Here is a 14,785-nt window from a genome sequence, read left to right as displayed (position 1 = left end):
CCATGATCGATATGACGACTCGCATGGTGTCGCACTTCAATAATGCGATCGCCACACTCCAGGCCAGCCGCGACGTGCTGGCCGATACGCTGGGCGTGGCCGTGGACGTGCTGTTCCACGCCCTGACGAACAACGGCAAGGTGCTGGCCTGCGGCAATGGCGGCTCGGCCGCCGACGCGCAGCACTTCGTCGCCGAGCTGGTCGGCCGCTTCGAACGCGAGCGGCTGCCGCTGGCGGCCCTGGCGTTGAATACCGACACATCCATCCTGACCGCCGTGGGCAACGACTACGGCTTCGACGACGTTTTCGAACGCCAGGTCAATGCGCTGGGCCAGCCGGGCGACGTCCTGCTGGCGATCACCACGAGCGGCAATTCGCCCAATGTGGTGCGGGCCGTCCAGGCCGCGCAGCAACGCGACATGCACGTGATCGCGCTGACCGGCAAGGAAGGCGGCGTCACCGGGGAACTCATGACGGCGCACGACGTCCATCTGTGCGTGCCGAACGATCGCACCATGCGTATCCAGGAAGCGCACATCGTGCTGCTGCATGCCCTGTGCGACGGTATCGATGCCTTACTGCTGGGAGACACCGAATGACACTCAAGCCCCGATTCCCCGCCATCGCCCTGGCCGCCGCGCTGACCGCGTCCGTCCTCACTCTGACGGCCTGCGCGCCGGTGGTGGTGGGCGCGGCCGCCGCCGGCGGCGCCGTGGTGGCGACGGACCGCCGCACCTCGGGTACGCAGCTGGACGACCAGAGCATCAGCCTCAAGGCCGAACACAATATTTCCGAGAAAGCCGGCGATGCCGCGCGCGTGAACGCCAGTACCTACGAAGGCGTCGTGCTGCTGACGGGCGAAGTGCCCAACGACGCGATCAAGGCCGAGGCCACCCAGTTGGCCCGGGTGGAAAAGGTCAGGAAAGTGGTGAACCAGCTGACCGTCGGTCCGGCCGCCAGCTTCAGCGTCCGGTCCAACGACACCTGGCTGGCGTCCAAGGTCCGCACCGAGTTGATCAATACCAGGTACGTGCCTTCCGGGTCGATTTCGATCACCGTCGACAAGAGCGTGGTCTATCTTCAGGGGAAAGTAACCCAGGCCGAAGGAGAATATGCGGCCAACGCCGCGGCCGGCGTCAGCGGGGTGGCCAAGGTGGTTAAACTGTTCGACATCATCAGCCGCGAGGACGCGGTGCGCTTGTCGGGCGGTTCCAGCGGAAACGCGCCGGCGCCCGCGGATACCGGAGCGCAGCGCGCGCCGATCGAGACCGGCAATGGCGCGGCGGAGACGTCGTCCGCCCCGGCCGGCGGCGGCGCCCAGGCGATGCCGATCCGGTAGATCCGGTGCAGGTGGGCCTTAGCTCTAGGGAAATTCGGATGAAAAAGCTCGTTGTCGCGGTCATGGTGGTGGTGCTTGCGGGCATCGCGGGCTGGTTCGTGCTGCGCCCGGCGCAGGCCGCGCCGGACGTCACCTTCGCGTCCATCGACGGCGGCAAGGTGTCGATGCAGGATCTGCGCGGCAAGGTCGTGCTGGTCAAGTTCTGGGCGACCGACTGCGTCACCTGTATCAAGCAGATGCCCGACACGATCGCCGACTACAACCGCTATTCGCCCAAGGGCTTCCAGACGGTGGCGGTCGCCATGCAATACGACCCGCCCAACTACGTGCTGAACTACACCCAGACCCGCAAGCTGCCCTTCACGGTGGCGCTGGACACGCAGGGCAAGGCGGCGCAGGCCTTCGGCGACGTGCGGCTGACCCCGACCGCTTTCCTGATCGACAAGCAGGGCAGGATCATCAAGCGCTATCTGGGCGAGTACGATCCCAAGGAATTCCACGCCGAGATCGAAAAGGCCCTGGCCGCGGGCTGAACCCGGGCAACCGCCATGGCCGATCACTCCGCAATCTCCTCTTCCGACAACGCCGCGATGGTCGTCACGCCCGCCGGACGGGTGTTCGTCTTCCGCGGCAGCGAGCTCCTGGTGCGCGCCGACGACCTGGCGCTGCCAGGGGACGATCTGCACGGTCACGACTGGGCGGCGGACATCCAGTGGCAGGCCATGGGCGAGCACCTGGGCCAGGCCTGTGTCAGCGCGGCCCTGGCGCGCGACGCGGCGGCGCCGGCCGGCTATGTCTTCAAGCGGCTGCGCGAAATGTTCCCGGTATTGGGCGAGGACGTCGCGGCGGTGGCCGGACGGGCGTTCCAGATCGCCGAATGGGCGCGGACCCACCGGTTTTGCGGCCACTGCGGCACGCCGACGGTGCGCGTGGCCCATGAGTTCTGCATGCGCTGCCCGAACTGCGGCCTGTCGGCCTACCCGCGCATTTCGCCCGCCATGATGGTGCTGATCCGCAAGGGCGACAGCATCCTGCTGGCGCGCAATGCCAATTTCGTGGCCGGCCGCTACAGCGCGCTGGCGGGCTTCGTCGAAGCCGGCGAATCGCTGGAAGCCACCGTGCACCGGGAAGTCGAGGAAGAAGTCGGCCTGCGCGTACGGGACCTGAAGTACTTCAAGAGCCAGTCCTGGCCCTTCCCGCATTCGCTGATGCTGGCGTTCACGGCCGAGTACGACGGGGGTGACATACGCGTGGACGGCCAGGAAATCGTCGACGCCCAATGGTATGGGCCGGGTGAACGGCTGCCCGATATTCCGCCGACCGACTCGGTGGCGGGTTCGCTGATCCGCGCGCACCTGCCGCCCGGCGCGATCCCTCACGATGCGCCCTGAGGGCGCAGACGGCTTCTTTATAACCAATAAGAATATATAAAACAGAATTAAGTCGTTTGAGCAAATAAGCCCCCTTGGCATGATGCGTCGGCCGTTCATCTCGAACGCCACCGTTTTCCCGTGGAGCCTTACTTGATCAAGCGCCTAATCGCCACGTCGATCGCCGCCGCCCTGCTGCTGGGTGCGAGCGCCGCTTCGGCCCAGACCCTGCTGAATTCCTCGTACGACGTCGCGCGGGAACTCTTCACCGCGATCAATCCCAAGTTCATCGCGTACTGGAAAGAGAAAACCGGCGAAACGATCACGGTGGAGCAATCCTTCGGCGGCACGTCGCGCCAGGCGCAGGCCATCCTGCAGGGCCTGAAGGCCGACACGGTGACCTTCAACCAGGTGCCGGACGTGGACATCCTGGCCAAGCGCGGCCTGGTCGCCAAGGACTGGCAGAAGAAATACCCGGGCAACAGCTCGCCTTACTACAGCACCATCGCCTTCCTGGTCCGCAAGGGCAATCCCAAGCACATCCAGAGCTGGGACGACCTGGTGCGCGACGACGTCAAGGTGGTGTTCCCCAATCCCAAGACCTCGGGCAACGCCCGCTACACCTATCTGGCGGCGTGGCTGTACGCGCAGCAGAAGTTCAACGGCGACGAGGCCAAGACGCGCGCCTTCGTCGGCAAGCTGCTGCACAACGTGGAAAGCTTCCCCACCGGCGGGCGCGGCGCCACGGTGGCCTTCGCCCAGAACAACCAGGGCGACGCGGTGCTGACCTTCGAATCCGAGGTGCGGAATATCGCCGCCAGCGACGAGTTCAAGCCGCTGGGCCTGGAAGTCGTGGTGCCGCCGGTCAGCGTGCTGGCCGAGTTCCCGGTGGCGGTGGTGGACAAGGTGGTCGATGCCAAGGGCACGCGCAAGCTGGCCGAAGCCTACCTGCAGTACCAGTATTCGCCGGAAATCCAGAGCCTGCTGGCCAGCTTCAACTATCGCGTCCGCGATCCCGAAGTGATCAAGGCCAACGCCAGCCGCTATCCCAAGGTCGAGCTGCTGGATCCGCAGAAGCTGGGCAGCTGGGACGACATCCAGGACAAGCATTTCAAGAACGGCGGCGTGCTGGACCAGCTGCTGGCCGGCAAATCCTGATCGCGCCCCGCGGCCGGCCGCCATCCCGGCGGCCGCGGAACATGGTGTAGACTGGCCCGCCGCCGCGCGGGCCTTTGCGTTGGCGGGCCCGGCCGGCGCGACCGTTCGGCTTTCCCCAGACAGGTATGGCGAGCTTCTTCAAACAACAACCCACGCTGCCAGGCTTCGGACTGAGCTTCGGCGTCAGCAGCCTGTTCATCTCGCTGGTGATCCTGTTTCCCATCGCCGCGCTGCTGGCCTATACCAGCGATATGACGGCGTCCCAGTACTGGCAGGCTATCACCGACCCGCGCGTGCTGGCCAGTTACCGCGTCACGTTGCTGGGCGCGCTGCTGTCGACGGTCATCGTGGTGGTGTTCGGCCTGCTGCTGGCCTGGATCCTGGTGCGCTACCGGTTTCCGGGCCGGCTGTTCCTGGATTCCCTGGTGGACCTGCCTTTCGCGCTGCCGACCGCCGTGGCGGGGCTGACGCTATCGGTGCTGCTGGGGCCGAACGGCTGGATAGGCAGCGGCTTCGCCCAGGCGGGGATCAAGATTTCGTATGCCTTTCCGGGCCTGGTGTCGGCGATGATCTTCACCAGCCTGCCTTTCGTGGTGCGCTCGGTGCAGCCGGTGCTGGAAGAGATCGGCCCGGAATACGAAGAGGCCGCGCACACCCTGGGCGCCAACGACCGGCAGACGCTGTGGCGCGTGTTGCTGCCCGCCCTGACCCCGGCGCTGTTCACCGGCGCGTCGCAGGCGTTCATCCGCAGCCTGGGCGAGTTCGGGGCGGTGGTGATGATCGCGGGCAACATTCCCTTCAAGACCGAAATCACCTCGCTGATGATCTTCGTACGGGTATCGGAATTCGACTATCCGTCGGCGTCGGCGATCGCCACCGTGGTGCTGGCCGCGTCGCTGCTGATGCTGTTCGGCCTGCACGTGCTGCAGGGCCGTCTGCTGCCCTGGCAGCGGCCAGGCAGAGGATAAGGAGGCGCACGGCATCCCATGCGTAAAACCCCAAGCAACTGGCGCCAGTGGGCGCTGATCGCCATCGGCGTCGCCGGCGCCACCATGCTGCTGGTGCTGCCGCTCGCGCTGATTTTCCAGCAGGCGCTGTCGGCCGGCTGGCACGCGCTGTTCGACAACCTGCGCGACGAGGAAATGCGCCACGCGATCGGGCTGACACTGCTGGCGGCTGTGCTGACCGTGCCGATCAATGTGGTCTTCGGCATCCTGCTGGCCTGGTGCGTGACCCGCTACGATTTCCGCGGCAAGCAGATACTGACCACCCTGGTGGACATCCCGTACGCGACGTCGCCGGTGGTGGCGGGCCTGTGCTATCTGGTCGTCTACGGTATGGAAAGCGCGGTGGGGGGATGGCTGGGCCGGCACGATATCCAGCTGATGTTCGCCTGGCCCGGCATCGTGATGGTCACGATTTTCGTTACGTCGCCTTTCGTGGCGCGCATCCTGATCCCGCTGATGCAGGCGCAGGGTTCGGACGAGGAATACGCCGCCCTGACGCTGGGCGCCAGCGGATGGCAGATATTCCGCCGCATCACGTTGCCGAACATCAAATGGGCATTGCTCTACGGCACCATCATCACCAACGCGCGCGCGGTGGGCGAGTTCGGCGCGGTTTCGGTGGTGTCGGGCGCGATCCGCGGCAAGACGGTGACGCTACCCCTGCTGATCGAGCAGTTGAACGACGATTACAAGACGGTGGGGGCGTTCACGGCGGCGGCACTGCTGGCCTGCATGGCGCTGCTGACCATGGTGGTGAAGACGGCGATGGAATGGGGCCAGCGCGTGACGGTGCGCGGACCGGCGCACTGATCCGCCGCGTCAGGCGTGCGCGGCGCGCTGCGACTGACGCCGGTGCCACAGCTGCCACGCCAGGAAAGCGACGATGGCGATGTTGAACAGCAGCACGCCGGCCGCCAGCACGCTGGGCCGGTGCAGCAGGTGGCGGACTTCCAGGGGAATGTAGATGGCGCCGGACAGCGCGCCCAGCCACTCGCCCCAGGCGCGATCGCGCCACAATCCATAGGCTTCTATCAGGCGCAGGGTGACGTAGCCGCCGGCCAGCCCCACCAGCGTGCGCAGGCTGGTGTCCTGCAGGATCGAGGCGTAGTGCAGCAGCTCGCTGGGATAGCGCGCGTCGGGATTCAGGTTGAAATGCCCGATCAGTACGATGACGATATGGCGCAGGTCGTGGTGCAGCAGGCTCAGCAGGCCGATGCTGGCGGCCAGCGCGCCCACGCCCTTGGCGGCCTCCACCATGGCGATCGCGCGCTGCGCGCGCTGGCGCGCCGTGACATGGCTGGCGGGACTGGCGGTTGCGGCGTGCTCGCGGGCGCTCATGGGCGGTTTCGGTGGAGGCGTCGTGGTGGCTCCATAGCATAGCGGCTTTCCGCAGCCCCGTCGGCCGTGGGAAAATCGCCCCGATTATCTACAGAGGATCCCATCATGCCTTCTTTCGACGTCGTTTCCGAAGTGGACAAGCACGAGTTGAGCAATGCCGTCGACCAGGCCAACCGGGAGCTGGCCACGCGCTTCGACTTCAAGGGCACGGACGCCAAGTTCGAGCTCGAAGAGTACGTCGTCACCCAGACGGCGCCGTCGGCCTTCCAGCTCAAGCAGATGCTGGACATCCTGCGCGGCCGCCTGACCTCGCGCGGCATCGATCCGCGCAGCATGGACGCCGCCGATCCGTTGGTGAACCTGGGCGGGGCGCGCCAGAAAGTCACCATCAAGCAGGGCATAGAACAGCCCATCGCCAAGAAGCTGATCGCCGCCATCAAGGACGCCAAGCTGAAGGTGGAAACCCAGATCAACGGCGACAAGCTGCGGGTCACGGGCAAGAAGCGCGATGACCTGCAGACGGCGATCGCGCTGCTGCGCAAGACGGACGTCGACCTGCCCCTGCAGTTCCAGAACTTCCGCGACTAGCGCCGCGCGCGGCTGCCCGCGGTGGCGTGAGGGTCACGACTTGGGCCTGGGCCGCCGCCATGGCCCGGGCCGCGCCAGGGCCTGGATCGTGCAGGGCCTGGATCGTGCAGGGCCCGAATCGAATAGGGCCCGGACCCTCGAAGTAACTTGCAAACTGCAAGTTACTAGCCTATTATCACTTTCACTTTGAAAGTGAGGCCCCCATGCAGCCGACCGATTTCGCTTCCGTTCCCTGCCCCATCGCCCGCAGCCTGGCCCGGGTCGGCGAGCGGTGGACCATGCTGATCCTGCGCGACGCCTTCCAGGGCATGACGCGCTTCGACGAATTCCGCAAGAGCCTGGATATCGCGCCGAACATCCTGACGCGGCGCCTGGAAGAGCTGGTCGGCGCCGGGCTCCTGGAAAAACGGCCGTATAGCCAGCACCCGACCCGCTACGAATACGTGCCGACCGCAATCGCCTACGACTTCCGGCCGGTGATGGTGGCCATGATGGCCTGGGGCACACGGCACTTTTCGCCGGAGGGGCCGGCAATGATGCTGGTCGCGCGGGACACCGGCGCGCCGGTGGAACAGCGGCTGGTCGATAGCTCGAATGGCCGCGTCCTGGGTCCTGACGACTACGTCGTGGTGCCTGGACCGGCCGCCACGCCGCGCGCGCGCTACCGGATGGAGTTCGCGGCGCGCAAGCGCCAGGGCCTGACGCCGGACGAACGTTTCGATCCGGACGGCTTCGTCGACCGGATCGCCACCTGAGAAGACCCGCCGGAATCCATCGCACCCCATCGCACCACGTCCCGACACGCCGCAAGTTACCCAGAGATCGTCATGTCCTCCACCGCCAGCGCGGCCGCGCCTCCTGTTGCCCCCGTTTCCGCCCCGTCCGCTGCCCGCAAGGGCGGCCGCCGGGGTCTCTATCTGGCCGTGGGCCTGCTGGCGGTGGTGGTCGCCGCCTGGTACGGCTACCACTGGTGGACCGAAGGCCGCTATATCCAGGAAACCGACGACGCCTACGTGGGCGGCGACATCACCGTGATGGGCACCAAGGTGCCGGGGTATATCGCCCAGGTGGCGGCGGGCGACAACCAGTCCGTGCACGCCGGCGACCTGCTGGTCAGGCTGGACGATCGGGACTATCGGGCGGCCCTGGAAAAAGCCGAGGGCAACGTGGCGGCCGAACAGGCGCTGCTGGCCAACCTGGACGCCAATCGCCACCTGCAGGAAGCCATGATCCTGCAGGCGCGCGCCGGCGTCGCCGCCGCCGCGGCCGAAACGGTGCGCACGCGCCAGGACCAGGCCCGCTACAAGACCCTGTCGAACAGCGCGGCGGCGTCGGTGCAGAGCTGGCAGAAGGCGGACGCCGACTACAAGCAGGCGGCGGCCAACCAGCAGAAGGCCGAGGCCGCGCTGGTCGCCGCGCAGCGCGAACTGGACGTCATCGACACGCGCAAGGGCCAGGCGCGCGCCGCATTGGCGCAGGCCATGGCGGACCGCGAGCAAGCCCGCCTGAACCTGGGCTATACCGAGGTGCGCGCGCCCGTGGACGGCACCGTGGGAAATCGCCGCGCCCGCCAGGGCGCCTATGCGCCGGCCGGTACGCAGCTGCTGTCGCTGGTGCCGGCCAACGGGCTTTGGGTGGATGCGAACTTCAAGGAGAGCCAGCTGGCGCGCATGGCGCCGGGGCAGCGCGTCAGCATCGTGGCCGACGTCGTGCCTGACCGCGTCTTCCATGGCAAGGTCGCCAGCCTGGCGCCGGCCACGGGCGCCCAGTTCAGCGTCCTGCCGCCAGAGAACGCCACGGGCAACTTCACCAAGATCGTGCAGCGCGTGCCCGTGCGCATCGTGCTGGATGACGCGGACGCGCGACTCGGCCTGCTGCGGCCGGGATTGTCGGTGCGGGCGGAAGTCGACGAACGGACGCAGCCGTGAACGCCGCCGGGGCGCTGCGCTCGCCCGCCGACATGTCCGTCGCCGAGAAGGTCTTCGCCTTTTCGACCATGTGCGCGGGCATGTTCATCGCGCTGCTGGACATCCAGATCGTATCGGCATCGTTGAAGGACATCGGCGGCGGCCTGTCGGCGGGCGTCGACGAAACGGTGTGGGTCCAGACCGCCTACCTGATCGCCGAGATCATCGTCATCCCGCTGTCCGGCTGGCTGGCGCGCGTCATGTCGACGCGCTGGCTGTTCGCGGCGTCGGCCGCGGGCTTCACGGTGGCCAGCCTGCTGTGCGGCTGGGCCTGGAACATCCAGAGCATGATCGCGTTCCGGGCCCTGCAGGGCTTCCTGGGCGGATCAATGATCCCGCTGGTGTTCACCACCGCGTTCGCGTTCTTCGCCGGGCCGCAGCGCGTGCTGGCGGCCGCCACGGTCGGCGCGCTGGCCTCGCTGGCGCCGACGCTGGGACCGACCGTGGGCGGCTGGATCACGGACAACTATTCGTGGCACTGGCTGTTCTTCGTGAACCTGGTGCCGGGCATCTTCGTGACCGTCATGGTGCCGCTGTTCGTGCGCATCGACCGGCCGGAGCCGTCGCTGCTGCGCGGCGCCGACTATATCGGCATGGTGCTGCTGGCGCTGTCCCTGGGCTGCCTGGAATACACGCTGGAAGAAGGCCCGCGCTGGGACTGGCTGGACGACCCGACCATCCTGACCACGGCCTGGATCTCCGGGGTGGCCGGCATCGCGTTCATTTGGCGCACGCTGACCTATGCGCAGCCCATCGTCGACCTGCGGGCGCTCAAGGACCGCAATTTCGCCCTGGGGTGCGTGTTCTCATTCACCACCGGCGTGGGCATCTTCGCCACCATCTACCTGACGCCGCTGTTCCTGGGCCACGTGCGCGGCTACAGCGCGCTGCAGATCGGCACGGCCATCTTCTCGACCGGCGCGTTCCAGATCATGTCCATCCCGCTGTACACGATGCTGGCCAACCGCGTCGACCTGCGTTGGCTGCTGATGGCGGGATTGGCCTGCTTCGCGTTTTCGATGTGGAATTTCGTGCCCATCACCCATGACTGGGGCTCCGCCGAACTGCTGCTGCCGCAGGCGTTTCGCGGCATGGCGCAGCAGTTCGCGGTCGCGCCGACGGTCACGCTGACGCTGGGCAGCCTGCCGCCCGCGCGGTTGAAGCTGGCCTCGGGATTGTTCAACCTGATGCGCAACCTGGGCGGCGCGATCGGCATCGCCGTGTGCGCGACGATATTGAACGACCGCACCAACCTGCACTTCTATCGCATGGCCGAGCATCTGAACACGACCAATGAAGCCATGAACGAGGCCCTGGCGCGCATGACGGCGCAGGCGGCGGACTGGGCGGTCGACCCGGTGACGGCGGGGCTGAGCCGCCTGTGGTCGCTGGCGTACCGGGAGGCGCAGACGCTGGCCTATTCCGATGCCTTCCTGGTCATCATGGCCTGCTTCGTCTTCGCCACCGCCCTGGTGCCATTGATGCGCAAGGTGCAGCCGCCCAAGGCGCCGTCGGCCGACGCGCATTAATCAGGCGCCACGCCGCCTGCGGGGAACCTGGTGCATGTTCCGGAACATGCACCGGAACACGCGCCAGCCCGGCGACACCCACCCACGTCGCCCAAGCGGAGCAGCATCCATGTCCTTGCCAGGCTGCAGCCGCACGCTGCCCGACCGCCCCTCGCAATTCACGCCACCCGACACCGCCCGCCATGCCGCAACCCTGCCGGCAAGCGTCCGTGCGAACGGACGGCGGCGCGCATCGCAGGCATGCCGCCCCGGCCCGACACGCCCCGCCGACGGCGTGCTGAGCTACACCATCCGGTACTTCCTGGCCAGCAAGACGCATCGCGCCGCCATGCGGACGGAGCGCGCGGAAGCGCGGCTCGCCGTGTCCATGCACCGCTTCATCGACCAATGGAAGCGGCGCGAGATCGACGACCTGCGGCCCGGGCACGGCGCCCGGCTGCTGGGCGCGGCCTGCGTGGCCGCCCTGCCGCAAGGACACGAGCTCGCGCAGACCGTGGTGATGGCGATACTGCGTCGCTGCCTTTCCACAATCGAGCAGCCCGAAGAACTCTCCCAGCTGTACAACGATCTGAACGCGCCACGGCCGGTGACGCGCGCGCTGGCCGAACGCCAGAACGGCAGGCTGCGCGGCATCGCCAACCACCTGCTGGATGCGCTGGAGCAGGCGGTGGCCGACACGCTGGCCGAGCGCATGGCCACGCCCCTGCTCGGACGACTGCTGGTCATACAGGAACAAACCGAGGACGCCGCCGACAAGGTGCGGGCCACGCTGGAACAGCTGCACGGGATAGGGCTCTGGCTGTCGTCGGCCTCGCGGTCGCCCGCGCGCATCCTGTCGTACACGCTGGACCTGCTGTCGGACGATGAACTGGGGCAGCTCGCCGCGCAGGCCTGGCCCGACCTGTCGGCGCGGGACGAGCGCCACGGCGCCGACGCGCCGCGGATGCGAGCGGCGCTCGCCTTCATCCAGGCATGCGAAGGCAGTGCGCTCGCGAGCTGGCGCGACGCCCTGCAATTGCAACTCGACGGCCGCAAGCGCGTGGTGGCCGCGCGCACCGCGCGCATGGTCGAACGCGTCGTCGATCCCGGCCGCCTGGGCGACGCCATGCGGTCCGTGTACACGCAACTGGACAATGCCGCCATCGTGCTGACCGGCAAGCTGCACAACGCCAACCTGCTGCGCGCCAACGTACGCACGGACGTATTGCTGCAGGTACTGCGCCACTTGCCCGAAACCTGGCGCGGCCAGGGCCTGCGGGCATTGCCGGCGCGCGAACTGTCGTCCATCAAGTCGTCACTGGCCGTCGCCAGCGGCGCGAGGGCCTCGGATGCGTCGGTCACCGCGCTGATCGATTCCGTGCAAGCGGACATGCTCGCGGCCGACATGCGATCCGCGCATGCCGCGCTGGCCGCGCTGCACGATGCCGTCGCGTTGAGCGACCGGACCGTGGCAATCCACCGGCTGGGCGCGCTGGCGGGCGCACTGCGTGAACTCGACGCGACCCTGGAGGCCTTCAACCTCGCGATACCGCCGGCGCTGGAAGACTCGCTGCGCCACGTGCTGGCGCGCGTGCGCGCCATGCTGCCGGATGGATCCCGCGACGACGGCGTCAGCGCGCTGCGCGGGCTCTCGGACGCGGAACTGGGCCAGCTGCGGCAGGCGGTGCCCATCCTGTCGGGCTACGGCACGCTGCCGGGCAAGGATGCATTGAAGGCGGCCATCGCGCTGCGGTCGGGGATACCCGCGCGCGCGGATCAGGCGATGGATGCGTTGCTGGCGACGCTGGCGCTTCAGGATCCGGCGGACCTGGCCGACGCCGCGGAACCGCGGGCGGGCAGCAGCATCGTCGATACCCATGCGCGACTGCGCGACCTGGCCGACATCCTGGTGCGGTTGAACGAGCGCCGGCTGGCGATGGGGGCGGAGTCTTCCGCGGACGCGAACGATGCGCTGACCGCCGGCATCGTGAGACAGGCGGTGGCGCGCATCGCACGCACGCATCCCGCCTGGCCCGACGCGGCCGCGCGCCAGGCGGTGGCGCGATCCGGGATCGAGGGCGAGACCTTGCTCGAACCCCTGTTCGCGCTGGCGGACTGGATCTCCCGCCAGCCGCGCGACGAGGCGGTACGGCTGGATCGCTGCGCCGCGCGGCTGACCATCGCGGGCAGGCTTTGCAACCATCTGCATGACGCCGTCCAGGGCAAGGACGAGTCGGGCGGTGGCGGGCCGGGCGATGTCGGGCCGACCGCGGACGCCGGCATCGACGCACCTGCCCTGCGCGCGGTGCTGGCAGGCGAATATGGCGTGGAGTGGGACGCGCAGGACCGCATCGCACGACCCTGTGTCAGCCGCGCGATGCATGCGGCGCTGGAAGCGCGATTGCATGCGGCGTTCGGGCACGACGGCGGTGGCGGTGACCACGGGCAGGACGCCCGCTCGATCCAGTTATATGCCGGCGATGGCACGCCCACCTGGTTCCTGGTGGACGAACGTTTCGCACGCGACATGATCGACGGTCCCGGCATGGCCCTGGCGGTGGAAGGCGTGAATGCGCGAGGCGAAACAATATGCAGCCCGGGCTTTGCCGTACGCCTGGAGAAGGACGCCAGGCTGGCCACCATGGGCGCGGCCATGCATGCCTTGCGGGAGCTGGCCGGCAGCGCCATGGGGGCGCTGCTGAATTGCCTGCATGGTGGCGTCGCGGACGCTTATATGGCCGCGATGGCGGCGGCGCCGGAACCCCTGCCCTTGCACTTGCCGGACGGTGCGCGCGCCCGATTTCCCTCGTCTCCACCCGCCGCCACGGAATATCGTGTGCGGCGCGAGGCGAACGGCGAGTACAGCGTGGACGTATTCCTGACCTGGCGCGGAAGCGCGAGCCTGCCGCGAATGGATGGACGCGCCCTGGATCCGTCGTGCAGTTTCGTCGCCGCGTGTTTCGTGCTGGCCATGGACGCGCAAGGCCGCATGCATGGCCTGCGGGAAACGGTGGACCTGCGCTACAGGTTGGTCGAACGCCAGCGGCCGCGATGAGGCCCGCGCGGCTGCCAGCTCTACAATGGCACGCAGACACGCGCGCCGTGCGCGGACCTGGGCCACATTCCACCATGAAGCTTTCCGACATCCCCTTTGGCACGACCGATTGGTCGACCGTTGAAACGACCGAGCATGCCGGCGTGACCGGCAAGGCGCTGTGGCGCACGCGCCAGTTCGGCGATATCCGGGTCAGGATGGTCGAATATACGGCGGGATACCTGGCCGATCACTGGTGCAGCAAGGGGCATATCCTGCTGTGCCTGTCCGGGGAATTGCATACCGAACTCGAAGATGGGCGGACCTTCACCTTGCGGCCGGGCATGAGCTATCAGGTGGCGGACAACGCCGAAGCGCACCGGTCGTCCACCGAAACCGGCGCCACCTTGTTCATCGTCGACTGACCTCCGCCTACGCGGGGAAATCCGCGGCCAGCCCGGCGTCCCGCCACTGCTCGATCTGCGCCAGCCGTTCCTTGAGCTTGTCCGTCACGGCCTTCACCCCGAACGCGCCCAGGACCAGATGGCGCGGCGCGGTGTCGATTTCGGTGATATGGATCATCGCCTGCGCCGCCCGGTCGGGATCGCCGATCTGCTTGCCGCTGTTCTGCCGCGTGGCCTCCATCCGCCTGGCCGCGCTGTCGGCATAGTCGGCGATCCGCGTCGGCGTCTGCCGCAGCGAACGTCCGGCCCAGTCGGTACGGAAAGGCCCCGGCTCCACGCAGGTGACCTGTATTCCCAGCGGGCCGACCTCGGCCGCCAGCGCATCGGAAAAGCCTTCCACCGCGTGCTTGGATGCGGCGTAGTAGCCCGAGCTGGGGAAGCCCACGAGACCCGCGACGGAGGTGATATTGATCACGTGGCCGCGCCGCCGCTCGCGCATGCCGGGAAGCACCGCGCGGGTCATGGCGAACAGGCCGAAGACATTGGCGTCGAACTGCTCGCGGATTTCCGCCTCGGCGCCTTCCTCGACCGTGGATTGATAGCCGTAGCCCGCATTGTTGACCAGCACGTCGATGCGGCCGAAACGTTCGCGCGCCGCGCGCACGGCCGCGTCGATGGCGGCGCCGTCGGTCACGTCCAGCGCCACGGCCAGGACGCGGTCGGGCGCCTGCCGCACCAGATCGTCGAGCCGGGCCGCGTTGCGCGCGGTCGCCACCACCGGCCAGCCGCGCGCGATGAGGGCCTGCGCCAGGGCTCGGCCGAAGCCGGTCGAGCAGCCGGTGATGAACCAGACGGGGGAATCCTGCGTAGCGGTCGACATGGGGCGATCTCCAGAGGGGGGCCGCGCTGGCCGCGGCCGATCGGCCCAGGCTAGCGCACGCGCCGCGCCCGTCGCAACCGCTGGGGCATCAGGCCGTCGCCTTGCCGCCGGCCACGGTGGGGCACGATGGCAAGGCAGGCCGCAAGGTGCAGGAGGGACGCGCCGGCTCTCCCATGACCAGGCAGCCGGCCC

15 protein-coding genes are annotated in these 14,785 nt (G+C 68.0%); 13 read left to right on the top strand and 2 right to left on the bottom strand.

The window, feature by feature from the left end:
• The first annotated feature begins 5 nt into the window (after positions 1–5).
• The 7 genes from CAL26_RS00630 to cysW all read left to right on the top strand — a co-directional run bounded on the left by CAL26_RS00630 (position 6) and on the right by cysW (position 5,684).
• Positions 6–599 (top strand): phosphoheptose isomerase, encoded by a 594-nt coding sequence (locus tag CAL26_RS00630; RefSeq protein ID WP_179283270.1) that lies wholly within the window; start codon positions 6–8, stop codon positions 597–599.
• The gene (locus CAL26_RS00625; protein WP_094845036.1) at positions 596–1,339 is read left to right on the top strand and encodes a BON domain-containing protein; all 744 of its coding nucleotides are present in this window, start codon (positions 596–598) and stop codon (positions 1,337–1,339) included. Before CAL26_RS00630 ends, CAL26_RS00625 begins: the two co-directional genes overlap by 4 nt.
• A gap of 38 nt (positions 1,340–1,377) precedes the next feature.
• The gene (locus CAL26_RS00620; protein ID WP_094845035.1) at positions 1,378–1,872 is read left to right on the top strand and encodes a peroxiredoxin family protein; all 495 of its coding nucleotides are present in this window, start codon (positions 1,378–1,380) and stop codon (positions 1,870–1,872) included.
• 57 nt (positions 1,873–1,929) lie between these two features.
• On the top strand, positions 1,930–2,730 hold the full coding sequence (gene nudC / locus CAL26_RS00615; RefSeq protein WP_094845944.1) for an NAD(+) diphosphatase: 801 nt from the start codon (positions 1,930–1,932) through the stop codon (positions 2,728–2,730).
• 132 nt (positions 2,731–2,862) lie between these two features.
• Positions 2,863–3,867, top strand: coding sequence for a thiosulfate ABC transporter substrate-binding protein CysP (cysP, locus tag CAL26_RS00610; RefSeq protein ID WP_094845034.1), 1,005 nt, complete (start codon positions 2,863–2,865; stop codon positions 3,865–3,867).
• Positions 3,868–3,992: 125 nt separating this feature from the next.
• Positions 3,993–4,835: a sulfate ABC transporter permease subunit CysT gene (cysT, locus tag CAL26_RS00605; protein WP_094845033.1), complete on the top strand. Its 843-nt coding sequence runs from the start codon at positions 3,993–3,995 to the stop codon at positions 4,833–4,835.
• Between the two features lie 18 nt (positions 4,836–4,853).
• Entirely contained in the window at positions 4,854–5,684 is an 831-nt protein-coding gene (gene cysW / locus CAL26_RS00600; RefSeq protein ID WP_094845032.1) for a sulfate ABC transporter permease subunit CysW, read from the top strand.
• A gap of 9 nt (positions 5,685–5,693) precedes the next feature.
• On the opposite strand, the gene CAL26_RS00595 is transcribed toward cysW, so the two are convergent.
• Positions 5,694–6,212 carry a DUF2127 domain-containing protein gene (locus CAL26_RS00595; RefSeq protein WP_094845031.1) on the bottom strand — a complete coding sequence of 173 codons (519 nt, stop codon included), beginning with the start codon at positions 6,210–6,212 and terminating at the stop codon, positions 5,694–5,696.
• 105 nt (positions 6,213–6,317) lie between these two features.
• Here CAL26_RS00595 and CAL26_RS00590 point away from each other — a divergent pair, with 105 nt between their 5' ends.
• From CAL26_RS00590 to CAL26_RS00565, 6 genes are all read left to right on the top strand, one after another.
• Entirely contained in the window at positions 6,318–6,800 is a 483-nt protein-coding gene (locus CAL26_RS00590) for a YajQ family cyclic di-GMP-binding protein (protein WP_094845030.1), read from the top strand.
• Positions 6,801–7,003: 203 nt separating this feature from the next.
• Positions 7,004–7,555, top strand: coding sequence for a winged helix-turn-helix transcriptional regulator (locus CAL26_RS00585; RefSeq protein ID WP_094845029.1), 552 nt, complete (start codon positions 7,004–7,006; stop codon positions 7,553–7,555).
• 72 nt (positions 7,556–7,627) lie between these two features.
• Positions 7,628–8,728, top strand: a complete 1,101-nt coding sequence (locus CAL26_RS00580) for an HlyD family secretion protein (RefSeq protein ID WP_094845028.1) — start codon at positions 7,628–7,630, stop codon at positions 8,726–8,728.
• Positions 8,729–8,760: 32 nt separating this feature from the next.
• On the top strand, positions 8,761–10,296 hold the full coding sequence (locus CAL26_RS00575) for a DHA2 family efflux MFS transporter permease subunit (protein WP_094845943.1): 1,536 nt from the start codon (positions 8,761–8,763) through the stop codon (positions 10,294–10,296).
• A 109-nt stretch (positions 10,297–10,405) separates the two neighbouring features.
• The gene (locus tag CAL26_RS00570; protein ID WP_143277327.1) at positions 10,406–13,330 is read left to right on the top strand and encodes a hypothetical protein; all 2,925 of its coding nucleotides are present in this window, start codon (positions 10,406–10,408) and stop codon (positions 13,328–13,330) included.
• Between the two features lie 74 nt (positions 13,331–13,404).
• The gene (locus CAL26_RS00565) at positions 13,405–13,734 is read left to right on the top strand and encodes a DHCW motif cupin fold protein (protein WP_094845026.1); all 330 of its coding nucleotides are present in this window, start codon (positions 13,405–13,407) and stop codon (positions 13,732–13,734) included.
• A 7-nt stretch (positions 13,735–13,741) separates the two neighbouring features.
• On the opposite strand, the gene CAL26_RS00560 is transcribed toward CAL26_RS00565, so the two are convergent.
• On the bottom strand, positions 13,742–14,593 hold the full coding sequence (locus tag CAL26_RS00560; RefSeq protein WP_094845025.1) for an oxidoreductase: 852 nt from the start codon (positions 14,591–14,593) through the stop codon (positions 13,742–13,744).
• Positions 14,594–14,785: the final 192 nt, after the last annotated feature.

Origin of the sequence: Bordetella genomosp. 9 (genome assembly GCF_002261425.1) — a bacterium.
Lineage (GTDB): Bacteria > Pseudomonadota > Gammaproteobacteria > Burkholderiales > Burkholderiaceae_B > Bordetella_C.
Note: the sequence above shows the minus strand (reverse complement) of the source record. Positions and strands in the feature narration are given on the sequence as shown.